At 55.1% G+C, this 23,519-nt stretch carries 24 protein-coding genes; 11 read left to right on the forward strand and 13 right to left on the reverse strand.

All coding sequences use genetic code 11. The features are described from left to right. Positions 1–59: 59 nt before the first annotated feature. On the forward strand, positions 60–533 hold the full coding sequence (locus tag AC222A_RS11650; RefSeq protein ID WP_372758151.1) for a nuclear transport factor 2 family protein: 474 nt from the start codon (positions 60–62) through the stop codon (positions 531–533). Positions 534–546: 13 nt separating this feature from the next. Here the strand turns inward: AC222A_RS11650 and AC222A_RS11655 are convergent, their stop codons facing one another. The 5 genes from AC222A_RS11655 to AC222A_RS11675 form a co-directional block, all read right to left on the reverse strand. Further along, positions 547–1,131, reverse strand: coding sequence for a DJ-1/PfpI family protein (locus tag AC222A_RS11655; protein WP_372758150.1), 585 nt, complete (start codon positions 1,129–1,131; stop codon positions 547–549). Between the two features lie 138 nt (positions 1,132–1,269). Continuing rightward, positions 1,270–2,217, reverse strand: a complete 948-nt coding sequence (locus AC222A_RS11660; RefSeq protein ID WP_372748593.1) for a Gfo/Idh/MocA family protein — start codon at positions 2,215–2,217, stop codon at positions 1,270–1,272. 237 nt (positions 2,218–2,454) lie between these two features. After that, entirely contained in the window at positions 2,455–2,778 is a 324-nt protein-coding gene (locus tag AC222A_RS11665) for a thioredoxin family protein (protein WP_372748592.1), read from the reverse strand. 6 nt (positions 2,779–2,784) lie between these two features. Continuing rightward, positions 2,785–3,570, reverse strand: a complete 786-nt coding sequence (locus AC222A_RS11670) for an SDR family NAD(P)-dependent oxidoreductase (protein ID WP_372748591.1) — start codon at positions 3,568–3,570, stop codon at positions 2,785–2,787. 57 nt (positions 3,571–3,627) lie between these two features. Then, a complete protein-coding gene (locus AC222A_RS11675) occupies positions 3,628–4,062 on the reverse strand; it encodes an MAPEG family protein (RefSeq protein WP_372748590.1) in 435 nt (144 codons plus the stop codon). 192 nt (positions 4,063–4,254) lie between these two features. Between AC222A_RS11675 and AC222A_RS11680 the strand changes: the two genes are divergently transcribed. Continuing rightward, entirely contained in the window at positions 4,255–5,442 is a 1,188-nt protein-coding gene (locus AC222A_RS11680) for a class I SAM-dependent rRNA methyltransferase (protein ID WP_372748589.1), read from the forward strand. A gap of 72 nt (positions 5,443–5,514) precedes the next feature. On the opposite strand, the gene AC222A_RS11685 is transcribed toward AC222A_RS11680, so the two are convergent. Further along, positions 5,515–5,937: a nuclear transport factor 2 family protein gene (locus AC222A_RS11685; RefSeq protein ID WP_372748588.1), complete on the reverse strand. Its 423-nt coding sequence runs from the start codon at positions 5,935–5,937 to the stop codon at positions 5,515–5,517. Between the two features lie 183 nt (positions 5,938–6,120). Next, on the reverse strand, positions 6,121–7,089 hold the full coding sequence (locus tag AC222A_RS11690) for a LysR family transcriptional regulator (protein ID WP_372748587.1): 969 nt from the start codon (positions 7,087–7,089) through the stop codon (positions 6,121–6,123). 123 nt (positions 7,090–7,212) lie between these two features. On the opposite strand from AC222A_RS11690, the gene AC222A_RS11695 reads away from it, so the two are divergent. Genes AC222A_RS11695 through AC222A_RS11710 form a run of 4 tightly spaced genes read left to right on the forward strand, consistent with a single transcriptional unit; the run spans position 7,213 to position 10,023 of the window. After that, complete coding sequence (locus AC222A_RS11695) at positions 7,213–7,464, forward strand: hypothetical protein (protein ID WP_372748586.1); 252 nt, start codon at positions 7,213–7,215, stop codon at positions 7,462–7,464. After that, entirely contained in the window at positions 7,461–8,405 is a 945-nt protein-coding gene (locus AC222A_RS11700) for a sodium-dependent bicarbonate transport family permease (RefSeq protein WP_372748585.1), read from the forward strand. Before AC222A_RS11695 ends, AC222A_RS11700 begins: the two co-directional genes overlap by 4 nt. Further along, the gene (gene purE / locus AC222A_RS11705) at positions 8,402–8,896 is read left to right on the forward strand and encodes a 5-(carboxyamino)imidazole ribonucleotide mutase (protein ID WP_372748584.1); all 495 of its coding nucleotides are present in this window, start codon (positions 8,402–8,404) and stop codon (positions 8,894–8,896) included. Before AC222A_RS11700 ends, purE begins: the two co-directional genes overlap by 4 nt. Further along, a complete protein-coding gene (locus AC222A_RS11710) occupies positions 8,896–10,023 on the forward strand; it encodes a 5-(carboxyamino)imidazole ribonucleotide synthase (RefSeq protein WP_372758149.1) in 1,128 nt (375 codons plus the stop codon). Before purE ends, AC222A_RS11710 begins: the two co-directional genes overlap by 1 nt. A gap of 59 nt (positions 10,024–10,082) precedes the next feature. On the opposite strand, the gene AC222A_RS11715 is transcribed toward AC222A_RS11710, so the two are convergent. The 3 genes from AC222A_RS11715 to AC222A_RS11725 form a co-directional block, all read right to left on the reverse strand. After that, entirely contained in the window at positions 10,083–10,811 is a 729-nt protein-coding gene (locus AC222A_RS11715) for an oxygen-binding di-iron domain-containing protein (RefSeq protein ID WP_372750439.1), read from the reverse strand. A 101-nt stretch (positions 10,812–10,912) separates the two neighbouring features. Then, the gene (locus AC222A_RS11720) at positions 10,913–11,491 is read right to left on the reverse strand and encodes an HD domain-containing protein (protein WP_372750438.1); all 579 of its coding nucleotides are present in this window, start codon (positions 11,489–11,491) and stop codon (positions 10,913–10,915) included. 27 nt (positions 11,492–11,518) lie between these two features. Continuing rightward, positions 11,519–12,238: a polyamine aminopropyltransferase gene (locus AC222A_RS11725; protein ID WP_372758156.1), complete on the reverse strand. Its 720-nt coding sequence runs from the start codon at positions 12,236–12,238 to the stop codon at positions 11,519–11,521. 217 nt (positions 12,239–12,455) lie between these two features. Here AC222A_RS11725 and AC222A_RS11730 point away from each other — a divergent pair, with 217 nt between their 5' ends. Beyond that, positions 12,456–12,941, forward strand: coding sequence for a nitroreductase/quinone reductase family protein (locus tag AC222A_RS11730; RefSeq protein ID WP_372748033.1), 486 nt, complete (start codon positions 12,456–12,458; stop codon positions 12,939–12,941). Positions 12,942–13,084: 143 nt separating this feature from the next. Beyond that, positions 13,085–15,124, forward strand: coding sequence for a BCCT family transporter (locus tag AC222A_RS11735; RefSeq protein WP_486775021.1), 2,040 nt, complete (start codon positions 13,085–13,087; stop codon positions 15,122–15,124). 71 nt (positions 15,125–15,195) lie between these two features. On the opposite strand, the gene AC222A_RS11740 is transcribed toward AC222A_RS11735, so the two are convergent. Next, positions 15,196–17,196, reverse strand: a complete 2,001-nt coding sequence (locus AC222A_RS11740; RefSeq protein ID WP_372748035.1) for a sodium-translocating pyrophosphatase — start codon at positions 17,194–17,196, stop codon at positions 15,196–15,198. A gap of 272 nt (positions 17,197–17,468) precedes the next feature. On the opposite strand from AC222A_RS11740, the gene ppa reads away from it, so the two are divergent. Then, on the forward strand, positions 17,469–18,017 hold the full coding sequence (ppa, locus tag AC222A_RS11745) for an inorganic diphosphatase (protein ID WP_372748036.1): 549 nt from the start codon (positions 17,469–17,471) through the stop codon (positions 18,015–18,017). A 103-nt stretch (positions 18,018–18,120) separates the two neighbouring features. Here ppa and AC222A_RS11750 read toward each other — a convergent pair whose 3' ends face one another. Then, positions 18,121–19,986 (reverse strand): DUF3604 domain-containing protein, encoded by a 1,866-nt coding sequence (locus tag AC222A_RS11750; RefSeq protein ID WP_372748037.1) that lies wholly within the window; start codon positions 19,984–19,986, stop codon positions 18,121–18,123. Positions 19,987–20,173: 187 nt separating this feature from the next. On the opposite strand from AC222A_RS11750, the gene AC222A_RS11755 reads away from it, so the two are divergent. Further along, complete coding sequence (locus AC222A_RS11755) at positions 20,174–22,495, forward strand: TonB-dependent receptor (protein WP_372748038.1); 2,322 nt, start codon at positions 20,174–20,176, stop codon at positions 22,493–22,495. A 90-nt stretch (positions 22,496–22,585) separates the two neighbouring features. Beyond that, positions 22,586–23,002: a Zn(2+)-responsive transcriptional regulator gene (zntR, locus tag AC222A_RS11760; protein WP_372748039.1), complete on the forward strand. Its 417-nt coding sequence runs from the start codon at positions 22,586–22,588 to the stop codon at positions 23,000–23,002. 29 nt (positions 23,003–23,031) lie between these two features. Here zntR and AC222A_RS11765 read toward each other — a convergent pair whose 3' ends face one another. Further along, on the reverse strand, positions 23,032–23,508 hold the full coding sequence (locus tag AC222A_RS11765; protein ID WP_372748040.1) for a hypothetical protein: 477 nt from the start codon (positions 23,506–23,508) through the stop codon (positions 23,032–23,034). Positions 23,509–23,519: the final 11 nt, after the last annotated feature.

Consider the following 23,519-nt stretch of genomic DNA (forward strand, 5'->3'; position numbering starts at 1 on the left):
TACAAATCCTGGTAAAGCGTCGGCGCACTCGCGCCGAACTTAACCTAAAGGAGAACGCGATGGCTGATGCAACCCGCCCGCCGCTGCCACCATTTGATTATGACAGCGCAGTCGACAAGGTTCGACGCGCGGAAGATGCGTGGAACAACCGGGATCCCGAGCGGGTTGCTCTTGCGTATTCTGCTGATTCACGGTGGCGGAATCGCACCGAGTTCCTAAATGGCAGGGCGGAGATTGTGGCATTCTTGCAGCGCAAGTGGCAGCGAGAACTCGAATATCGGCTTATAAAGGAGTTGTGGGCCTTTGGCGAGACATATATAGCGGTGCGCTTTGCCTATGAGTGGTGCAATGAAACCGGCAATTGGTTCAGATCTTATGGCAATGAGAACTGGTCGTTTAATGAAGCGGGGCTGATGACAGTTCGCCATGCCAGCATCAACGATCTACCCATCCAAAACGATCGGCGACTGTTTCACTGGCCAAGCGGGCCTCGACCAAAAGATCACCCTGGGCTGAGTCAGCTGGGTTTGTAGTAAACGCTGGCTGTCAACTGCTCCAGTCAAAGTCCATCTGCCGTGCCGTCTTTTCTGCCAGCGCGCGGCTGTGCAAGCGCTCCACCAGATGCAGACTCATATCAATTCCCGCCGAAATCCCGGCCGACGTTATCAGCGCGCCTTCGTCGACCCACCGACAATCCTCCACGACCTCCAGCCCCGGGAACAGTCGTCGCAAATCGGGAATATCTTCCCAGTGAGTCGTCACCCGCTTACCCTGACAAACCCCCGCCTGCGCTAACAGGAATACGCCTGTGCATACCGACGCGACCAGAGACACTCGCTGCGCCTGCGCGGCAATCCAGTTAATAACGGAGGGCTTGTCCATCTCCGCAGACTGCACGCCACCGACAACTAGCAATACGTCCAGTTCTGGGTGGTCACTGATTGTGCAGTCCGACAGCACCCGATACCCCGAGCGCGCCGCGACCACCTCATCAGACTCACTGATCAGACTTACCGCAAAAGGCTCACTGTCGGGACAGATCCGTGAGGCTGTTGTAAACACTTCGAATGGCCCGGAAAAATCCAGTACCTCAGCCAAGGGATAGATATATATACCAACCTGCTTCGCCATAAAAAAATCCGGGGTCGTATCGAGTATTATTTGACCACCCCGCCTCCTAGCCGGATAGTAATGTGGAACCGGGCAGCGCACAATCACGCGTGAGTGCGCGATCGCTCCTGATCAAAAGGGCTCGATAACCACCGTTTTTTAGCGGTTATACAAGGTGGCGTTGAGTTGGTCGAGCACCTTCCGGGTAGCGAGACCATCGTAGAAATTCGGGGTTAGCTTTGATTGGGTTTTCACGGCACTGACTACTTCCTTCAGCCACGCTGTCTGGGCGCCCATAAACTGATTCTGTTCACTCGTGATGGAGAAGGTTTCCGGTTCTTTATCAAGCGTTTTGAGCACCAGCCGCTCGTCGTTGAATAGCTCGATGGTGCCCTCGCTGCCAATAAGCGTCATGTGCGGCTCAAGAAAGGCCGGTGCTGACGCACTGATATCTACCGTAGCGCTAAAACCGTTAGCCAGTACCAGGTGAAAACTGGCTGCATCTTCTGCCGTACAAGTTTGCAACTGACCATCACGGTCGCGGCGCCGATTCTGGCTAATACTGCGAATGCCTGAACAATGCATCATATCGCTATCAGCAAGCCACAGAATATGGTCGATCAGGTGGGAACCGTAGGCACCGAGCCAGCCGCCACCGAGCGAGGCGTCAAACAACCACCCGTAGTGTCGCTCGCGTAACAGATGATTGTGAGCAAGCCAACTGCCGTGCTGCAGAGTGCCGATGACGCCGCTGTCTACGAGTTCTTTAACCTTTCTATTGGCGCTGCGACAGCGAAACTCGAAATTCAAAAAATGCGATACCTCTCTGCCTTCAACCGCATTACACATTGCCTGAGCATCGGCCACACTCACACCAAAGGGTTTATCGCACAATACAGCGCTGCCATGATCCAGCGCCAACAACACATGGTCGCGATGCATAAAGGGTGGCGAATGCACAGACACCAGATCTACGTTTTCGCTACAGGCGTTTTTTACAGCCGCGTCATCGCGTGGCGACACCACCTGCACCTCGCATCCCAGGCTTTGAAATGCCGGAGCCACCACGTTTTCACCGAAACCGGTGCCGATAACAACTATCTTCATGTCACGCCCTGTAATTTGAAATGGGTATTAGCAATAGCGTTGCCAGGAAGCACTCCGCCCCACCTACTGTCGAAAATTCGGTTGCCTGCACAGCTGCGCTAAATTTTCCTGCTCGCAGCAAATGACCGTCTCCACTTGCACGCCGTTAATATAACTTATGCCCAACATAGGCAAAAACTGTCGGCTATCTAAGACCATTTATCGTATTAACAGCGCTGCGACCAACATCTGTTGTGATTAGCCTTCAATCGACGCCAACAACCTAGCTACGGCTTCAGTTTCACGCGGGCGTACCAATCGCGCCACTTCTTCTCCGTTATTGAGCAAAATAAGGGTAGGCCAAAGCTTCACGCCAAAAGCGCGGCCCAAACGTTTACCTTTTCCGTCATAGATTTTTATATGCGGCACATCCACTGCAGTCATTGCGGTTGCCACCGCCGGCGCCGCTGCCTGGCAATGACCACACCAGGGTGCGCCAAATTCCAGTAGAAGATACCCATCGCCCGCCTGCAATTCAGACAAAGTCGGTTCGGCGTCATGGTAAGTTGGATCAAATGACATCTTTGTTTACTCAGATAGCGGTGGCTGACGCTGCTCTTGCGCCAAAATATTCGCAGCTGTCGTAAGCAATCCACCACTGGCAGGCAGGGTGGCGCCAGTCATCCAGCGCGCCTCGTCCGACACCACAAATGAAACAATATCGGCAATGTCTTCAGGCTCACCTAAACGGCCAAGCGCTGTCCAGGCCGGCACCTTATCGGTCCATGCCTGTCCGGCAATGCGATCGGTCTTCGTTGTGCCCGGCGCCACGGTATTGGCGGTTATCTGACGGCTCCCCAGCTCTTGCGCGGCGGAGCGAATAAAGGCCTCCGCTCCCGCCTTGGCCGCCGACAGCGCAGAGGCGCCATAGGCCGGGTGCGCAGCGGCGCCCGACGAGATCAGTACAACGCGTCCGTGCTCACTTTCCGTTATTCGCGCAAACTCCGCCGTGGACAACATTACCGCGCGCAGATTAAGGGCCAGCGTTTTATTCAGAGCATCGGTATCCACATTTACGAGCATACCGCCGCCACTGCCGCCGGCATTGCACACCAGAATATCCAGCGCCTTGCGAAAGGCAAAGGCCTCACGCACGATCGCCACCGGAACATCTTCAGTCGTCAAATCGCCCTGAACAACCTCTGCTATGCCACCAGCCTCGCGAATATTGCAAACAACCTGTTTGGCTGCATCGATATTCTCGTTAGCGTGTACCACCACCATCGCACCGTCTGCTGCCAGCCGCCGCGCAATCGCTGCGCCAATGCCACGTGACGAACCTGTTACCAGCGCTACCCTGCCTTTTAACTTCATCTGTATTACCAATATTTGTCGCTGACAGGCTCATGCGCCAGCATTAAATAGAGTCGTCTAACCTGCGCTGAAAAAAGCCGTCGCAGCATTATAGGTCAACGCAAACAACGGCAATGTCGACAGACTAAACAGCGTAAAGCGTACTTCGATCTTGTTGACCAACACCTGTACCAAGCTGTGAACTATACGCAAGCCCACATACGCCCAGGCCAGCATTGCATTGGCACCCTCGCCTTCACCGAGCACCGCCAACGTAATTGCCAGGGCATAAAAAATCGTGGGCTGCTCCATCAGGTGGTTGTAGTTGTCGGCCTTCCAGCGCACCTTGGGCGGCAACTGAGCCATCTGCTGTCCATTAGGCGCATTCGGGTCCAGCTCCATTTTGGCGGCCGCGATCGCCGGTATGCGAGTGGCGTACATCCAGATCCACATCACCAGCGACCAGGCCACCAGAACTATCACTGAACCGAGAATCGGGCTATTTTCCATCATGCTTATCTCTCCAGAGTTTATTGTTGTCATCCAGTCAGAGTAATTGCTGCCTTGGCAGACCCTCCAGCATAAGCGATTCCTTGGCTACAACCAATGCGACCGCTCGGGTATAGCCGGCTCAGTCAAGCCGCTGGCGCCTGCAGCGGCAAACCGGGATAATACCGCCCACATTTCCGCAAGCGCCCCTTAATCATGTCTCTAGCAACTCTCCGACTCGCCAAAAACGAAGAACGCCGACTGCGCGGTGGCCATCTTTGGATCTACAGCAATGAAGTGGATACCAAGGCCACCCCACTCAAAGGCTTCAGCGCCGGGCAACAGGTGGTGGTGGAAGCCGCCAACGGCAAAGCGTTGGGCGTCGCCTACGTTAACCCCCAATCACTGATCTGTGCGCGCATGCTTGATAGCGGCCAAACCGCCTTTGGCCAGAAACAGATAGAGCAACGGCTCAAGCAGGCCCTGGAACTGCGCCAGCAACTTTTTCCGAACCCATGCTATCGCTTGATCTACGGTGAAAGTGACCTACTGCCTGGACTGGTCGTTGACCGCTTCGGTGACCACCTTGCTGTTCAATTCAATACCGCCGGCATGGAAGCCCTGCGTGAGCCAGTGATCAACGCCTTGCAAAAAATACTCGACCCCGCCTCCATTTTACTGCGCAACGACGCATCCGTTCGCACACTTGAAGGCCTGCCAGAAGAAGTCTCCTGTGTGTATGGCACCTCGCCTGAAGATGTGGAGCTAATTGAAAACGGCGTGCGCTTCCTGGCACCGCTCAGCAGCGGCCAGAAAACTGGCTGGTTCTACGATCAACGCCCGAATAGAGCGTGGCTGCGTGAGCTTGTTCCCGGCAAACGGGTACTGGATGTATTCAGTTATGTGGGAAGCTTTGGTGTGCAGGCCGCCGTCTTTGGCGCCGAGGAAGTGTGGTGCAATGACGCCTCAGAATTGGCCCTCGACAAGGCACACACTAACGCAGATTTAAACGGTGTTGGTGAGCGCATGAACACGCTGCAGGGTGATGCCTTCGACGCACTCAAGCAGCTCAAAGACGATGAGCAGCGATTTGATGTGATCGTGGTCGACCCGCCAGCTTTTATCAAACGTAAAAAAGACCAAAAGCAGGGCATTCAGGCTTACCGGCGTATTAACGAACTGGCTATGCGTCTGCTCAACCCCGGCGGCTATCTGATTTCCGCGTCCTGCTCCATGCATATGCCGCGTGAGGAATTGCTGGATATCATCCGCGCTGCTTCACGACACGTAGATCGCAATGCGCAGATTCTGGCAGAAGGCATGCAAGGACCTGACCATCCTGTACATCCGGCGATTCCGGAAACCCGGTATTTGAAAGCGGTATTGAGCCGCATTAATCGCTAGCAGGAAACACAAACTGGGGAATAGCTTTGCTCCGTTCCCCTTTACCGCGGGAGCGCCCAATCGCTTATCGTGTTAGACCAAACGGTCGCCGTATTCACTCATCCACCACTCAAAACCTGCAACCACCTCAGGTTCATAGATATCTTCCAGATGGACAATCCGCCCGTCCTCGAAGGTGGCGATTTCCAGACCGCCAATCACCAGATCGGGTAGACCCTCTTTTTTGTATTCTGCTCGCCAGGTCAACTTGAACTGGTTGTCTGTTATGGCAGCGTCCACCAGCGAGGGTGTTCTACTATCAAAACGCCGATCAATCTTATTCACATTATCTCTAAGATAGGCAATAACCTTTTCCCGCCCATTGAGCGTTTGTCCATTGCCCGGCAGATAGCACGCCTGCGGTGCGAAATGCGGCTCCAGACGCGACCAGTCGTCGTCTTCATAGGTTAGTTCAAAGGCTTCGGCGTAAGCTTTAAACAGCGCGATGATGTCCATGCTCTTGTCCTGTTCACTGCCTTCCGAGTGACAACTCGAAGAACAGCCCGATAGGAATACGTATAGAATTACGATGAAACTGCCGGCTACTTGACCGCAACATCCGAGCCCACTTAGAAAGAAAGGCTCTATTGACCCTAGCACGCAACGCGGAACCTCGCCAGGTTGCCCCCCACTGACCGACTACCGCAGCTGCTTCGTGACCAACCCTGTGCGCCTGAATTCGCTTTCGATCAACTGGCGCCCCTCGTCGTGAACATACTGGAGAAAACGGTCGGCTATAGGCGACAACGATTTGCTTTTAGGCCACACCATATGCCAGGAGGTGGTGATGGGAAGTTTCTCCACACGCAACTCAACCAACCCCGCGTTGCCACCGAAGGTGAGCGTATGAGCAGACAGTATCGAAATGCCCAGACCCGACATCACTGCATGCTTGATGGCTTCGTTGCTTTCAATGGTCATCTTAACGTTCAGCTTAAGGCGATGTTTTTGCAAAAATTGCTCTATCGCGAAGCGCGTGCCCGAACCCTGCTCGCGCATGAGAAAAGGTTCCTGGGCCAGCTGAGCCAGTGAGATTCGTCGCTTTCGTGCAAGCGGGTGTGACGCCGGCGCAATCGCCACCAGCGGGTTCAAGAGAAATTCCGTGGAGACGGTATCGACATCTTCCGGCGGGTGACTAAATACATAGAAATCGTCACCGCCCTTTTCCAGACGCTCAATGATCTGCCGCCGGTTCCCCACGTTCAGTTGAATATCGATACCCGGATAGCGCTCGCAAAAGGGGCCAAGCATATGCGGAATAAAATATTTGGAGGTGGTAACCACCGACAGTCGCAGCGCGCCCGCCTTTAAGCCTCGCAAATCTGCCAGTCGCATTTCCAGTGCCCCCAGCTCACCGAAAATGCGTGTCGCCGACTGAGCAATTTCCCGGCCGGAATCGGTAAACGTCAGTTTGCGCCCTATCATCTGGTAGAGCGACATACCCACCGACTCTGACAGTTTCTTCAGCTGCATGGATACCGTGGGCTGGGTTAGGTGCAGGAATTCTGAGGCCGCCTTGATGCTCCCCAGTCGGTAAACCGTCGCCAGTATTTCGAGCTGCCTAAGCGTTGCCGCACGGGACAGGTTCTGCACAAGGTTCTTAGCCACAAGCCACCCTCCAGGGCACTTTCATTGCATAGATAATAATCTAATCATTGGATATATAATATCTATTATTATCTATCCTTATTCTCAAGCAATATGCCGCGCATAGCCACTTGGAGCCCCACAATGCGTAGCGAACTGACCACCTCAACTGCCTTGCAACAGCAACTCTTCTTTGGCCTTAGCGTTGCCAGCACCCTGTTGATCATGGGCCTGTGGCTTAACACCACCGGCGAAGCCGGCTCTGCGGCGGTACTGACTGGCGTGCTACTGGCCACCATGAATGCGGCCCAGTATATGATGCGGTCTGGCAAGGCCGCTCGCCTGAGTAACGCTGCCACCAAAATGAATAACAGTGTCAGAGGAGACACCTTGTGAGCATAGATATTGTTGTTGCCTTTTTTCTACTGGGTGTCATCGCCAGACTGCTGAAGTCACCGTTTACTCTCCCCGAGGCGCTATATAAAAGCCTCACCATCATACTGATGCTGGCCATTGGTCTGAAAGGTGGTGTAGCGCTTGCCAAGCACGCCTCGGCCAACATCATTACGCAATCGCTCTGGGTGGTCAGCCTGGGGGTGATTCTCCCGCTAATCGCCTTTGTGCTCGCCTATGCCATCGGTCGTCTGAGGCGCATCGACGCCGCTTCACTAGCCGCCCACTACGGCTCAGTGAGCGTGGGCACCTACGCGGTAGCCGTGGCGGTGCTGGAAAACCGAGGGATCGCCTACGAGGCTTACTTCCCCTTATTTGTAGTGCTTCTGGAGATGCCTGCCATCGCTGTGGGTCTGGCGCTGGCCAATAGCCCAAACAACAGCGCAAACAAGAGCACCGACAAACGAGAAGTGCTGCACGAAGTGTTCTTTAATCAGGGCATGGTGCTGATGACCGGCGGCCTGCTGATCGGTTACGCCTGCGCGCAGCAGATGCCGCGCATATCGCCGCTGTTTATCGATCTGTTCCCCGCCGTATTGGCCCTGTTCCTACTGGAGATGGGAATGGTTGCAGCCGATCGAATTCGTGCTTTGAAAGACAGCATCAGCTTTCTCATCACCTTTGCCATCGCCATGCCGTTGATCGGCGCCCTATTCGGTGCGGCCATTGCCAACGTCATTAGCCTGTCCCCGGGTGGTGTAATTCTGCTCGCCGTTCTGGGCGCCAGTGCTTCCTATATTGCCGTGCCAGCCGCCATGCGCGCCGCGCTGCCGGAGGCTGATCACGGTATGTCTATCACTGCATCACTCGGCGTAACGTTTCCCTTCAACGTTATCGTCGGCATCCCCCTGTACATCACTCTGGTTGAGATCTTTCTGGCATGAACAAGACACACACAACAGCACAAATTGCAGTACTCATGGGTTCAAAATCTGATTGGCCGACACTCAAGTTCGCAGCCGACGTAATTGCACAATTTGATCTACCGGCCGATACCTTTGTGGTTTCTGCCCACCGTACGCCGCAGCGCTTGTTTGACTTTGCCAGCGGCGCCTACGAAGCCGGGTACAAAGTTATCATCGCCGGCGCAGGCGGCGCCGCTCACCTGCCCGGTATGCTGGCCGCCCTTACCCCGCTGCCGGTCATCGGTGTGCCGGTACAGTCCAAGGCACTTAACGGACTCGACAGCCTGCTGTCGATCGTGCAAATGCCGAAAGGCATTACGGTTGCCACCCAAAGCATCGGCGAAAGCGGCGCCTTTAATGCCGGGCTGCTCGCGATCCAGATGCTTGCCACACACGATACCGCTCTCATGGCAAAACTCCAGCAATGGCGGGCCGACCAAAGTGCCGCTGTTTCCTGGGAGGTGCAATAGTGCACATAGCGATTTTTGGTGGCGGTCAACTGGCAAGAATGCTCGCCCTCACCGGGCTGCGCATGGGTCTCGAATTCACCTTTATCATCAAACAGTCGCAAGCTGACGAATCCAGAGCCATCCGCCAACTGGGTAGAGTGTTGACCTATTCCCCGGATCAGGAAAGCTCGATTGCGTCGCTCTTAACACAGCTGGGCGCTGTCGATGCCGTTACCATGGAGTCGGAGCAACTGCCCGATGCCGTGCTGGCGCAGGTAGCCCGGCACCATCCCTTGCGCCCCTCGCTCAGCGCCTTCAGCATCTGCAAAAATCGCTTGGCTGAGCGCCGATTTCTGGAATCACTAGGCATACCCATCGCGCCGTATCGGCATCTAGAGAACCTCGCCGAGCTGGATCATATTGAACAACCGGTCTACGCAAAATCTCTGACCGAAGGCTACGACGGTAAGGGCCAGTTCTATATTCGCGACAACCAGCAATTGCAGCACATAAACACCCAGACCACCGCTAACGGCTGGATTGTTGAGCACGCCGTGATCTACAGCCAGGAAGTTTCCAGCATTGCCGTACGTGCGCTGAGCGGCGAGATTGCGCTCTACCCATTAACCGCTAACCGTGTTGAAGACGGCATTCTGAGAATGTCCTACGCCCCGGCGCGCCGTGTCAGCGAAGCCGCCAAAGCTGCCATTATTCAGCACACCCAAACCATACTGCGTGCGTTGGATTATGTTGGCGTTCTGGCCATCGAATGGTTTGTAATCGGCGACCGGGTAATCGTCAATGAGATTGCGCCCAGAGTGCATAACACCGGACACTGGACAGTGGGTGCCGGCTGCACCGATCAGTTTGAGAATCACCTGCGGGCCATCAGCGGGCTGCCGCTTGGCTCCACCCAATCCAGGGGCTACGCGGGCATCGTCAACCTGCTCGGCACCGAAAAGCCGCCGCTGGCAACTCTGAACAGCAACAACACCCTGCACTGGTATGAGAAACGGCCGGCACCGCGCCGAAAAATGGGGCATGTGACGTTTTACAATGCATCCAGCACCAAACTCCGACAGGAAATGCTGGCCTTTGAAAATGCGCTGACAACCGTCAGTAGCAAGGCATCAACGCCGGGGGTGTGATGTGGCATAAGAGCGCGCTGCCCCAGTGAAAAACCTGGGGCTGAAACGTTACGCAAACCTTAGGTAATACGACTGGACAGCTCGCGCAGCAAGCCCGCACCGTCGCCCTTCCAGGCACTGCCGTGCATACAGGCCAGTGTGGTTGGTTCGGTAGCAGCCAGCAGCTCAAGTAGGTGCGGTGCATGCTTGGAGTGCGAGAAGTAATCCATCTCTGCTCGGGAAGCTTCGCTGGGTTCGAGTATGTCGTCTTCGGTTATCGCCTTTTCGCCAACACCGGGCTGGGTGAACAGATCACCGCACAACAGTGTGCGCGTGGTTTCATCAAAGAAGTAACCGGTTTCCCATCCGTGCGGCAAGTGCGGCGTGTCGAGCCACGTCAATCGATGGCCACCAGTGTCCAGCACCTCCTGATGCCCCATCGCCCGAGCCGGCTTATCGGCGTAGTCGTTTACCGACACCATGGCAGCCACCTGACTGCAGACCGGCTGAGCCTGGGGCGCTACGCTCAGCCAGTCGTTCAGAGCGCCACATTCGTCGGCCTCAAAATGCGAAAAGCCAATGTAACGCAGGCGATCAACAGGCATCACCGCGCGCACCGCTTCCAGTGTCAGTGGAAACATCTTCCGCAAGCCAGTGTGGAATAACAGCGGCTCATCACCCGCCAGCAGGTATTGATTGAAGGAGAAACCACCGGGAATAAAGCTGGGTGGCATAGGGGTATTGATGCGGTAAATACCATCGGCCACTTCGTGCACATTGGTACCGGACTCGCGATTGGTCGTCACCATGATGCCATCCTCTTGAGGACAATATTGAATCGGACGATAACGCGATGATGCTAGCAGGAACTTTTCCTACTGCACAGCGCCCTGCTGTCAGGCCCTGAAGCTCAGGTCTCGCCCTCCAGAACCGCCTTGTACAGACTCTGCCGGGGCTGCGCCATCACCCGTTGCACCATGGGCGCGAACAGCTCGAGTGACAGTCTCGGCCGGTCTTCATCAAACGCAAGATTGTCGTACTTGGCAATGAACCGTGCGGTGTATTCGTAATATTCGCAATCCCGATAGTTGTCGCGCAGGTTGCGATCCATGCCCAGGTGATGGAAGAAATTGTAGCCCTGAAAAATACCGTGGTGCTTCACCATCCAATGGTTGGCCTCGGACACAAACGGCTGCAAAATGGCCGCCGCCACGTCTGCGTGGTTATAGCTACCCAAGGTATCGCCGATATCGTGCAGCAGCGCACACACCACGTATTCCTCATCCTCGCCCGCCTCCGCTGCGCGCTCAGCGGTTTGCAGGCAATGTTGCAGACGGTCGATGGGGAAACCACCACAGTCTCCGTCCAGTAATTGAAGGTGAGCCAGAACCCGATTGGGCAGGTCCGCCATAAACTTGATCTGCTCGCCCGCGATAATCTGCCAATCCTCGCGCGTACTTTGTGTGAACGATTTGAAGTGCGTCTTCATTTTATTCTCCCGATTAACGTTCGCAGGCTATTTTTTACATACGTACACCGAATTGGTCGACTCCCGATTCTGCAGTGGGTTATAGAATCGCACCACATGGGATTCAACCTGCGCAAACACCGTGTTGAGCAGGGCTTCAAACTCGGCCTCGGGCAAATTCTGCGACCACATTGCGAATACACCTTCGGGTTTGAGCTGCTCGGCCATCAATGCCAGATTTTCCGTGGTATAAAAACTGGCGTTGGCCGAATTCAGGTACTCGGTAGGCGAGTGGTCGATATCGAGCAAAATGGCATCGAACTTTCTGCCCTGATGGTCTGGATCAAAGCCCGTCGCCGGCGCTGTCGCCAGATCAAAAAAACTGCCCAGCACATAGCGATTGCGGTCATCGGCATTGAGTATCTTACCCAGCGGCACCAGCTCTTTCTTGTGCCAGTCGATCACCGTGTCGATGGCATCCACCACCAGCAGTTCGGCAATACGCTCATCCTGTAACGCAGCGACGGCGGTGTAGCCCAAGCCCAGCCCACCGACAACCACCGTCAGTGAGTCACCACGTACGGCTGCCAGGCCCAATGTGGCCAGCGCTTCTTCAGCGTCGACAAACATACTGGACATCAAGAATTCTTCGCCGAGCTTTACCTCGTAGATATCACGCTCGCCAAAGGCCGGTATACGACGCCGGCGCAGCGAGATTTCCCCCAGGGGAGAGGGCTGACTGTCTATTTCTTCGAACAACAATGACATGCGAGGAATATCCTGAACTGGGATGCAAAACAACGCAGCAACGCCGCGCAGTGTGACTTTACGCGCTTTGCGCAAATTAATGTAGTCCACAGCCGCCGGTGACAGATTATGCACCGCCTTGCCATCCCAACGAGCCCGCAAAGGCCGCAATTGCTATTGGACAGAGCGGCTCCGCGCTGGATAATCAAAACCATAACTGAAGCCCCGGAACCAAACCATGCCAGAGCAAAAGCTGAAACTCTTTTCGCAGGAACGTGAGCCCGCAGCGATCAAGATCATGCAGCGCATGAGTCGTATTCAGGCCTGGGTATTCAAGAAAAGCGGCGGCCGCTTAATGCGCACGTTTTTCTTTATGTCACCAGTGGGCATTCTGACCAGCAAGGGACGCAAATCCGGACAATGGCGCGAAGCGTGCCTGCTCTACGGGCAAGTCGATGGCAAGGTGATTCTCATTGCCTCCAAGGCAGGCTGCGCAGGTCACCCCGCGTGGTATTACAATCTTTGCGCAAACCCGCATTGCACCATGCAAATTGGCCGCAAGCCGGTAGCAATGCTGGCACGAGAAGCCCACGGAGAGGAAAAGGACTATTTCTGGGGAAAAATGATGGAGGTCTATCAGGGTTTTGATGACTATCAGGAACGGGCATCGGCTGTTTCCGGTCGGGTTATCCCATTAATCGTGCTGGAGCCTGCAAGCACCTAGCAGTTCCGATTGCAATGCCGCGTAGCGGCGTCACGCCCCCTTCGGTACCAATTGCGTCTTTCAATCCCCCCTTCAGTGCTTTAGGGTATTTCACTTTGCACCCGTTATACGCTTAAAAACATTCTGAATTCAGGGAGATACCAATGACTCAGGAGAAACACGCAGGCACCTCCAGTATTCTGGTTCCCGTGTTTGTACCCGCCGTGGTGGTTATCGTACTGCTGGTGCTCGGCACCATCAGCAACCCGGAAATGGCAGGTGCAGCCTTTAGCGCCACCCTGAGCTACATCACCGACACCTTTGGCTGGTTCTATATGCTGTCGGTGGCCTTCTTCCTGATCTTTATTGTCGGCATTGCCTTTACCGATTGGGGGCATATCAAATTGGGCCCGGATCACGCGGACCCGCAATACAGCTTCCCCGCTTGGTTCGCCATGCTGTTTTCCGCCGGCTACGGCATCGCGTTGCTGTTTTTTGGGGTCGCGGAGCCGGTACTACACTACGCCTCACCGCCCTCAGGTGCCGGTGAGACCATTGATGCCGCCAAGCAGGCTATGCAGATTGCCTTCTTCCACTGGGGTTTCCACATCTGGGCCATCTACGGGCTGGTAGCACTGGTGCTGGCCTACTTTGCCTTCCGCCACGGTTTGCCACTGTCGATGCGCTCGGCCCTGTACCCACTGATTGGCGACAAGATCTACGGCCCGGCCGGGCACGTGGTTGATGTGTTCGCCATTCTCGGCACACTGTTTGGTATCGCCACTACGCTGGGGTTGTCTGTGGCCCAGATAAACGCCGGCCTCAACTATCTGTGGCCGAGCATCCCCGTCAGTACAACGGTCCAGATCATCAGCATTGCGTTGATTACGAGCTTGGCCATCCTGTCCGTGGTGGCAGGTATGGATAAGGGCGTAAAGCGCCTGTCCATTGTCAATATGGTGCTGGCAGTTTCATTGATGCTGTTCGTCTTTATCGCCGGGCCAACCGTGCACATTCTGGAGAGTTTTCTGCAGAACACGGGCAGCTACCTGAACTTTATTGTCGAGCGCACTTTCAACCTGCAGGCCTATACCCGTAGCGATTGGATCGGCAACTGGACGCTGTTCATCTTTGGCTGGACCATCGCCTGGGCGCCTTTCGTGGGCCTGTTCGTGGCAAAAATCAGCCGTGGTCGCACCATCCGCGAGTTTGTGGTGGGGGTGATGCTGGTGCCAACCATCTTCACGTTTCTCTGGTTTTCAATATTCGGCAACACCGCCCTGCACAAAATCATGAATGAGGGGTACACCGCCCTGATTGGCCAGGTGCAGGCAGACCACGCCATCGCTCTGTTCAAGCTGTACGAAATTCTGCCGTTTTCATCCATTGTTTCGTTTATCACGGTCATCTTGATTATTACCTTTTTTGTGACCTCCTCGTATTCCGGCTCGCTGGTGATTGACTCACTGGCCTCGGGCGGCGCCCAGGAATCGCCAGTTTGGCATCGTGTATTCTGGGCTACCTCCGAAGGCGCGGTCGCCGCTGTGCTGCTGCTTGCCGGCGGCCTCAGCGCACTGCAGACCATGACCATTGCCAGTGCTTTGCCGTTTTCGATCATCATGATTATTTCGGCGTTGGGCATGTGGCGGGCACTGGTCATTGAGAGCCACCACCACCGCAGTTTGCAGCTGGAAATCCAGAATCGGTTCTCAGGCACGACGGGGCGCGGCCTCTGGAAACGCCGCTTACTCGGATTGGTAACATTTCCAGACAAGGAAGAGGTTCAGGAGTTTATGGCCTCCACGGTCACCAAGGCCATGAGCCGGGTGGAGCGTGAGCTGTCCATGCTGCACTGGAATGCGCAGATTCATGTCGACGCGGACAACGCGCGCACCTACCTGGAAGTGAAACGCGACGATAAGGTCGATTTCATCTACGAGATTCGCCTGATCGAGAACAAACTTCCGGACTACGCCTTTCCGGAAATGCTACATGGCAAAGAGTCTGGCAGGGTCTATTACCGCGCGGAAGTATTTCTGCGCCTGGGCGGTCAGTCCTATGATATTTTCGGCTTCGACCAGCATGACATCATTATTGATATTCTGGACAAGTTCGAGAAGCACTTGATCTTCCTTGAGATATCACCCGGCAACCTGCCTTGGAACATGGTGGAGCACGATGACATGCTCAGCAGCGAGTCCTAGCCACTAACCGATAGCGGCGAGGCTCTAGATCAGAGCCTCGCCGCGCCAAAAAAATCACTTGCCGTGCTGTGCTAGAGAATTGGCGCAATAACCAAACTCACGATTGCCATCACGTTAATCAGGATATTCATCGACGGACCAGAGGTATCCTTAAAGGGGTCACCCACGGTATCACCGACTACAGTAGCGGCATGCACAGGTGACCCCTTACCACCGAGGTTGCCCTGCTCTACATACTTTTTAGCGTTGTCCCAGGCACCCCCAGCGTTAGCCATCGTAAGCGCCAGCAGTACACAGCCCAACAGACCGCCACCCAGCATTCCCCCCAGCGATTCCGCACCTATCCCGAAGCCCACCACCGCAGGCGCAGCAACGGCAATCACCCCGGGCAGAATCATTCTTTTCAACGCCGCCTTGGTGGCAATGTCCACGCAGCGCTCGGTATCCGGCTCAGCGGTGCCTTCGAGCAGGCCTTTAATTTCACGAAACTGGCGGCGGATTTCGTGAATCATTTCAAACGCCGCATCGCCCACCGCCGTCATGGTGATTGAGGCAATCAGGAAAGGCAGCATGCCACCGATAAACATGCCCACCAGTACTTTGGGGTCACCCAAATGCAGGCTAAAACTTGGGTCGTTGTGCTGCATCACTTCCACAAACGCAGCGATAATAGCCAGTGCCGCCAGCGCCGCTGCGCCAATGGCAAAGCCTTTGCCGATGGCCGCTGTGGTGTTTCCCAACCGATCAAGAGAATCGGTAATGTCCCTCGTTTCTTTGCCCAGCCCGGCCATTTCCGCTATGCCCCCGGCGTTATCCGCCACCGGACCATAAGCATCGATGGCCATGGTCATTCCCACCGTGGAAAGCATACCCACCGCCGCAATCGCCACACCGTAGAGACCCGCCAGTTCGGTCGATGTATAGATAATGGCGCCAATGGTGAGCACCGGCACCACCACGGACTGCATACCCACTGCCAACCCGGTAATCATTACCGTTGCCGCACCGGTTTCGCCGGCACGTGCAATCTTGCGGATCGGTTCCGAGGCGGTGTAATACTCCGTAACCAGGCCGATCACAATGCCGCCTACGGCACCCGTGAGCACGGCAAACCAGACGTTGACCGAAATACCGGCCGTCTCGATGAGCAGGTATGCAGCGCCAATAAACAGCACGGCCGCCGCAATGGTACCGATGCGCAGAGCAACTTCCGGCGATTTCGCCGACAGGGATTTGACGACCATAATCGCCACGATGGAGGCCGTGAGCCCGGTAGAGGCCAGCACTAGCGGTAAAAACATCAACGCTTGCTGTGAGCCGAGCGTGCTGGTGATCATAGTGGACGCAATCGCAATAGAGGCAATCATGGAGCCGCAATAGGACTCAAAAATATCAGACCCCATCCCCGCCACGTCGCCCACATTATCGCCCACGTTATCGGCGATCACTCCCGGGTTGCGGGGATCGTCTTCGGGAATACCCGCCTCCACTTTGCCCACCAGATCCGCGCCCACATCAGCGCTTTTCGTGTATATGCCGCCGCCGACCCGAGAGAACAGCGCCACCGACGAAGCGCCCATACCAAAGCCGTGGATATAGTGGGCCGTGGCCGGATCGCCCCCAAAATACCAATACAGAGAACCCAGCCCAATCAACCCGAGCGACGCCACACACAAGCCCATGATCGAGCCACTGAAAAAGGCAACCGTCAAAGCCTCCGCCGCGCCCTGGGTGTGGGCGGCCATGGTGGTGCGCACATTGGCCTGGGTAGCCGTATACATACCGATATACCCCGCCAGCGCTGAGGAAACCGCGCCCGCGACAAAGGCCAGTGCGGTTTGCGGACCCAGGCCCGGTGTAAAGAACAGGATTACCAGCAGCACAGCCGCGAAGATGGCCAGCGTGCGGTATTCACGGTGCATGAAGACCATGGCACCGAGGTGAATGGCATCGCCAATTTTTTTGATTTTCGCATCACCGGCGGGGTATTTCTTGACGACCCCATAAATTACAAAGGCGCAAATCAGGCCGACAACCCCAAACAGCGGGGGCACTGCAAGATGTCCGGTCATGGTGAAGTCCTCAGATCCAGGAGGAATTACTGCGCAGGTTCAATTCCCTTAATAATTATGAATAGCATCCATCCGACGCCGGTTTTAACCAAGAATCAGCGGTTTTCCACTATGGGTATAGCAGCTCGGAGGGGGATTTGCTAACCACCGACTGGTCAAATAAACACCACGTTGCTTCTACCTGGTCTCCACAGCCTGTATAATGCGCGCCTTTCGACCGCCTGCCGCACGGGCAGGTAAATCCTTTTTCATTTACGCATCCGAGGACACCCATGAGCCTGAACGACGTGCCAAGCGGCAAGAATGTACCCGAAGAAATCAACGTAATCATTGAGATTCCAGCCCACGCTGATCCAATCAAATACGAAGTGGACAAAGATTCCGGCGCAATCTTCGTAGACCGTTTCATGGCGACCTGCATGCACTACCCCTGCAACTACGGTTACGTGCCCCACACCCTGTCTGAAGATGGCGACCCGGTAGACGTACTGGTACCTACCCCATTCCCGCTGCTGGCCGGTTCCGTTATTCGCTGCCGCCCCGTTGGCGTTCTGAAAATGACCGACGAGTCTGGCGTTGACGCCAAGCTGCTTGCCGTGCCCGTCACCAAACTGACGCCGATCTACAAAAATATCGAGCAAGCTACTGATCTGCCTGAGTTGCTGCGCAACCAGATTCAGCATTTCTTTGAGCACTACAAAGATCTGGAAGCCGGCAAGTGGGTCAAGGTAGAAGGTTGGGACGACGCGGCCGCTGCCAAACAGGAAATTCTGGACAGCGTTTCTCGTTACGAATCTGCAGACGATAAGCCCGCGTTCTGATGTCTAGGGCTCGGACATGCAAAATGTCTGGGCGTTGAAGACCAAAGAGAGGAACTGCCATTGCAGTTCCTTTTTTTGGGTGCTGCTTTAGCGCAACAAAGCATTACTTGGGCGAATACCAAATTGGCGAGCTGTAAGCCCGTTCCTGGATAATCGACGCGCCCTCGTCTGGTCTATCTTTACCCAGCGCCAGTGCATCCAGATACACGTGCCGAGCGGTGGGAATTTGCAGCACCCGCACGTAGTAAAAGGCGCTTTGCGCGGGATTAAAAGTTGGATCTTGCCACACAGCCTGGAGACTGGCAGCGCCATGGGCATCACTGTGACGCCCCGTACGTGAATCTACCGTAACCGGCAAGGGCGACAGGTTTCCACCAGCGTCGAGACTGCGTTCACCGGCCCAGGCCACATTAAACACCTGCTCCTGACTAGCGCCCGCTTCATCCAGCCACCCCTTCACCACCTGCACACGGTCCAGATTGGCAGCATTGGGGTCTTTCAGTGCCTGAATAACCAACCGCGGCGCGCCTTCGCCGGCGGTCAATTCACTGCCCATGGGCACACCGCGCGCGCGCAGTGATTGGTCGGTCGCCTGGGCATCACCCAAGGCATAGTCCCAACCGCCAAATACTCGCAGGGCAATGCGCGGCCCAGTGGTTGCATAAACTTCGCGACGCTTTAGCGCCGCCATGATTGCTTCGCGGGTATTGTCCTCAGCCCACACCGCCGCCATCCCGGACGCAGACATACTCCAGCCACTGGCGAACTGCTCGCGGCCATCGGCCCGACTCTTGGTCTCCGGCGTTGAATCTCTGGCCAGTTTACCCCCAAAGTTCGCCTCCTCCGCCGTAGCCAACCCGCTGTGACTGTCAGTTGAGCCAATCAGACCAAATTGATAGGGGTTCACACCCAGACGCTGCTCAAGGGTCAAGCCCCGTTTCAGCGCAGGTCGGACATAATCCCCCCTGTGAGGCTGATAATCCTGAGGTTCCTGCTGAATGTAGAAGGGGTAGGTTTCGAAATCTGCAAATTCATCGGTCGGTGAGAACACTGGGTGCGTTTCCGAGTCACCTTTTATCTGTGTCACCTCCACCACTGGCTCATACTGCAGCCGCTTGCGTGCATAGGCTTCAGTAAAGGGATCTCCGCGCAGGGTCTCTTCCGGAAACATGAAGCCTTTGGATATGTTGGAGTTATGCGGAATAGACAAAAACTCTGCACCGGTGTCTTTGCTGGTGGCATCCAGCCACGCCCACAGATCTTCGGGATAGGGACTATCGTCCGAGCCAAAGGGCTGGAATTGACTGGCAGTCTCGCCACTGGCACTGGTCATGACTACTCGATGCAAATTCGCGCCACCCGGCAGCGAGCTCCATTCCCAGGCGACAAACGTCGTAAACTCTCCCGGCACGTAGTTCTCGTCAGCCAGACGAGTCAGTGATTGCCAGGTTTTCTTCTCCAATGCCTCGGAGTTAATAATTGGCTGCGCCGTGTCCTGCCACAAATTCTTTGCGGAGAGACGTGGGTCGCCCTTGTGGGGCAGCAATTCAATAAATGCATCAAACCCCGCATCACCATCGATCAGCCGGCGAATATGGCGCTCCGTGAGCCAACCCTTGATACGATCCAATGGGCCGGGATCGTCCAGTTGTACGCCATTGAAATACACTTCCCTGGCCACACCCAGAAACTCGGCATGATCCGCAATAGCAATAAAATCCAGCGGCGCACTGATCTGCATACGCGCGCGATGGTAAGGGTGCACCACTGGCTCACCACGAGCAAAACGGTATGCCACCTCGGGCGTTGCGCTGTGATTATTATTAAGGAAGGCGTCAAAGGAATACGCCGTGTGCACATGGGTATCGCCCCACAACAACCTGGGCTCTGCAGCTCCCGCAGCTTGCGCCAGTACACAGCAACATAATGCGCCCAGCGAGCTGGCTAGCCATCGAAACCGTGTAACCATGGTTCTCTCCTTTTTATTATGTCGCCAGTCGGCCTGACCCCGGCCCCGGAATGAAACGACGGAGGAGGGCATTCAATTGGTTCAACAATCTGGACTCAGACTTATGGCCCTCATTTTATCGACATTTACAGTGCCACATTTTCTGTGAAATGATAAGCCGCATAAGAACAACAGCGAGACACCCGCGATGGCAAAACCAAACACAGCACATTTCGCTGTCGGTCTGATGGCATGGCTGGCAGGCCTCAGCCTCGCCAATGAAGCCACGGTGATCGAAGAGGTGATCGTTACGGCTCAAAAACGCGCGGAAAATATCCGCGATGTGCCGATCTCTATCACTGCGCTGAGCGAAGACTTCATCAACGATGTCGGTATTACCGATATTGGAGAGCTTTCACAATTCGCTCCCAACCTGGTGATCAATGCCACGCCCTACACAGGCTTCGTTGCCATGCGCGGGCTTGGCTCGGGCAACAACAAAGGCTTTGAGCGGTCCGTGGCACTGGTTATTGACGGCGTGTATTACGGTCGCCAGGACTATCTGTTTGAAGCTCTGACCGATGCCCAGCGCGTTGAAGTGTTGCGAGGCCCTCAGGGCACACTGTTTGGCAAAAATGCGATTGCCGGTGCGCTCAACGTTACCACAGGCCAAGCCAGCCGCGAATTCACCGGCAAGGTCAGCTGGCTAGGAGGCGACTTTGACAGGCGCCGCTTCCAGGCTGCGATTGGCGGACCACTAATCGATAACAAAATTCACTTTCGCCTGGCCTTAGAAAACGAATATCAGCAAGGGGTCATCAAGAACACAACCGCCGATCTCAATCGCGCAGACTATCCTCAGGTGCAGGATATTGATGACCATATGCGCAGCCGCGATAACGATATAAAACGCTTGAAACTCCACTTTCCATCACTGGCGCAAGGTCTCGACATCAACCTAACCGCGACCGACACCAGTGTTTTTGGCAACAGCACCGGCACCGAACTGACCGCCGCAACACCCGCCACACTCGAGGTATATCGGCGTTACGACCCCAACACCGAAGCCGATAAAAGCAATCAGACATCGTCCCAGAATGCGAATCAGGATACTCTGCGCGAAGGCACCTCTTTTACCTTACAAGCTGACTATGAACTCGGGGAGTATGCCTTCACAGCCGTGGCCGGCACTTCAGAGTTCGACAAGGTACACATACTGGACGCCGACTTCGGGCCGGCTGAAATTGTGCTACTGACCGGCGATGATACCTATGAACAAAATAGTCTGGAATTGCGCCTGGCTTCGCCGCCTGGTGCCCTGGAGTATGTGGCCGGTTTGTATTATTTCGAATCCGACTACTTCGGGCTGGGCACAACCGATCTTGAAACCGCGCAAACCCTCGAAGTGATCGCCGCTGTTCGGGGCTCTCCCGCCACTCTGAATGAATTGCTGAACATCGCCGCAACAACGCCCCTGCCCGCCGATGATCGGCTGAACAATTTCCGCTATTTCGATCAACAAACTGAGTCGGCGGCAATTTTTGGACAGGCCACCTGGAATCTGTCGGACCAGCTGGCCCTCATTGCAGGCTCGCGCTACTCAGAAGAAACCAAAGATGTTCACGCCATCTTGAGTCACAATAGTTTTGTGGCCGAACGTTTTTTCGCGCAGTTTCTATTTGAAGAACCCTACAACGAAAACCGCTCGCGCAAAGAAACGGACTTTTCCCCGAAGCTCAGTGTGCGCTACGAAATGAACGACGAAGTCACCTTTTATGCTACTTGGGCAAAGGCCTTTAAAGCAGGCGGTTTCAACGAAGCAGCCGTTAGCGCAGACAACCTCGAATTCGAGCCTGAAAACGCCGAAACCTACGAAGCCGGAACGAAAATGCGCCTATTGAATGGCGCTGCGACATTGAATATCGGGCTGTTCAGTACCGATTTCGACAACCTGCAGGTCAGTCTGTTTAACGGCACCAATTTTTCCGTTGGTAATGCAGCATCGGCGCGCTCGCGCGGCGTGGAGATCGAATCACAGCTCCTGCCGGCCCCCTGGTTGGCGCTCAATGTATCGCTAGCCTATCTCGATTCCCGCTACGATAAATTCCCGGACGCCCAATGCACAGCAACCAGTGGCGAGAGCGCCTGCGATCTCAGTGGGAAAAGACTCACCCGCGCACCGGAATGGGAAGCGACCCTGGTACAACGCTGGAATCTTACCCAATTGATCCCCGGCCTGAATGACCTCCCCTTCAGCCTCGGTCTGGGCGTAGATGCCACGTTCCGCGACCACCAGTTTTTCAGTACCGACCTCGACCCGATCGATGCCCAGGGCCCCACCACGGAAATGAATGCCAATCTACGGGTGTCCAGCCTGGACGACAATTGGTCTGTCACTTTATTGGCACGCAACATCACCCGCCGGGAAATTCAGGCTCATGGCCAGGACGTGCCACTGCAACCGGGCAGCCATTTTGGCACCATGAATGCGCTGGATCGCTATTTTGTGGAATTTCTCTACCGCTGGTAACGGCCTGCACGCCAGCATTGACCCTATACCTTACTACAGGCTTTAATTTCCTCACGCTGGAACTGTGCAGAAACATCGGGAGCGCGCCACGTGACCTACCGTATTGGTGAATTAAGCAAACTGACCGGTTGCCATATTGAAACCCTGCGTTTTTACGAGCGCGAGGGACTGCTGCCGCCACCACCGCGCGGCAGCAACGGCTATCGTTACTATCCCAAAGACAGCGTTGCCAGGGTCCGGTTCATTCTCCACGCTAAACAGCTGGGCTTTAGTCTGAATGACATTGCCGAACTGCTGTCTATTCAGGTGGCGCAGGATGCGCGAACCTGTGCCGATGTAAAATCGATCGCACAGCAGAAACTCAGCACCATTCGACAGAAAATTCAGGAGCTTGAAGAGATGTACAGCGCACTGGAAGAGGTGGCTAAAGCCTGCGATGGGAGTGTTGATTCTGCCCGATATTGCTCAATATTGCAGGCACTGACACAAAATGCAGAGCCAATGTAAACCCTGCACACACTGTCAGCTGAAAGCTGTTAACCGATTTTCGGCATCGCCGATTTCAATCGCTTATAAAGCTTGCTGTTACGCTTGATCGCCTTGTGTTTAGCGTAGGCATCTACCGCTTTTTCCCAGGCGCCGTCGGGGCCGTGGGCATTCAGTGAGAAACTGGTACAAACGGTTTTACGTTCCAGTTCCGAAGCAATGCCCACCTGGAAAATCGGCGTTAAATTGCCGCTTTTCTCTGTCTTAAGCAGGTAACTAATACCTTTCACGGAGCCATCTGCATTGAAGCAACGCTCATCTTTTGCTGCTTCACGCGCTTTGATCTGAAGTGTTTCCAGCTCCCGATCACGATCCTGCGCCAAGGTCTCAACCGCTTTTTTCTTGGCGCCAGTCAGACGTTTTCCATTTTGCTTAAGAGAGAAATATTCCTGATACAGTTTACCATCGACAGTCCGTCGTACCCGGTAGCCGTAAAAGGCCTGATTATCTAATAGTTTTACGCTCATGGTTCCGCAAT

The organism is Litorivivens sp., assembly GCF_057445395.1.

Bases quoted from the DNA above. Each gene is read 5' to 3' on its own strand.
- AC222A_RS11650 (WP_372758151.1), top strand. From the start codon at position 60: ATGGCTGATGCAACCCGCCCGCCGCTGCCACCATTTGATTATGACAGC.
- AC222A_RS11655 (WP_372758150.1), bottom strand. From the start codon at position 1,131: ATGGCGAAGCAGGTTGGTATATATATCTATCCCTTGGCTGAGGTACTG.
- AC222A_RS11660 (WP_372748593.1), bottom strand. From the start codon at position 2,217: ATGAAGATAGTTGTTATCGGCACCGGTTTCGGTGAAAACGTGGTGGCT.
- AC222A_RS11665 (WP_372748592.1), bottom strand. From the start codon at position 2,778: ATGTCATTTGATCCAACTTACCATGACGCCGAACCGACTTTGTCTGAA.
- AC222A_RS11670 (WP_372748591.1), bottom strand. From the start codon at position 3,570: ATGAAGTTAAAAGGCAGGGTAGCGCTGGTAACAGGTTCGTCACGTGGC.
- AC222A_RS11675 (WP_372748590.1), bottom strand. From the start codon at position 4,062: ATGATGGAAAATAGCCCGATTCTCGGTTCAGTGATAGTTCTGGTGGCC.
- AC222A_RS11680 (WP_372748589.1), top strand. From the start codon at position 4,255: ATGTCTCTAGCAACTCTCCGACTCGCCAAAAACGAAGAACGCCGACTG.
- AC222A_RS11685 (WP_372748588.1), bottom strand. From the start codon at position 5,937: ATGGACATCATCGCGCTGTTTAAAGCTTACGCCGAAGCCTTTGAACTA.
- AC222A_RS11695 (WP_372748586.1), top strand. From the start codon at position 7,213: ATGCGTAGCGAACTGACCACCTCAACTGCCTTGCAACAGCAACTCTTC.
- purE (WP_372748584.1), top strand. From the start codon at position 8,402: ATGAACAAGACACACACAACAGCACAAATTGCAGTACTCATGGGTTCA.
- AC222A_RS11715 (WP_372750439.1), bottom strand. From the start codon at position 10,811: ATGGTGACGACCAATCGCGAGTCCGGTACCAATGTGCACGAAGTGGCC.
- AC222A_RS11720 (WP_372750438.1), bottom strand. From the start codon at position 11,491: ATGAAGACGCACTTCAAATCGTTCACACAAAGTACGCGCGAGGATTGG.
- AC222A_RS11725 (WP_372758156.1), bottom strand. From the start codon at position 12,238: ATGTCATTGTTGTTCGAAGAAATAGACAGTCAGCCCTCTCCCCTGGGG.
- AC222A_RS11730 (WP_372748033.1), top strand. From the start codon at position 12,456: ATGCCAGAGCAAAAGCTGAAACTCTTTTCGCAGGAACGTGAGCCCGCA.
- AC222A_RS11735 (WP_486775021.1), top strand. From the start codon at position 13,085: ATGACTCAGGAGAAACACGCAGGCACCTCCAGTATTCTGGTTCCCGTG.
- AC222A_RS11740 (WP_372748035.1), bottom strand. From the start codon at position 17,196: ATGACCGGACATCTTGCAGTGCCCCCGCTGTTTGGGGTTGTCGGCCTG.
- ppa (WP_372748036.1), top strand. From the start codon at position 17,469: ATGAGCCTGAACGACGTGCCAAGCGGCAAGAATGTACCCGAAGAAATC.
- AC222A_RS11750 (WP_372748037.1), bottom strand. From the start codon at position 19,986: ATGGTTACACGGTTTCGATGGCTAGCCAGCTCGCTGGGCGCATTATGT.
- AC222A_RS11755 (WP_372748038.1), top strand. From the start codon at position 20,174: ATGGCAAAACCAAACACAGCACATTTCGCTGTCGGTCTGATGGCATGG.
- AC222A_RS11765 (WP_372748040.1), bottom strand. From the start codon at position 23,508: ATGAGCGTAAAACTATTAGATAATCAGGCCTTTTACGGCTACCGGGTA.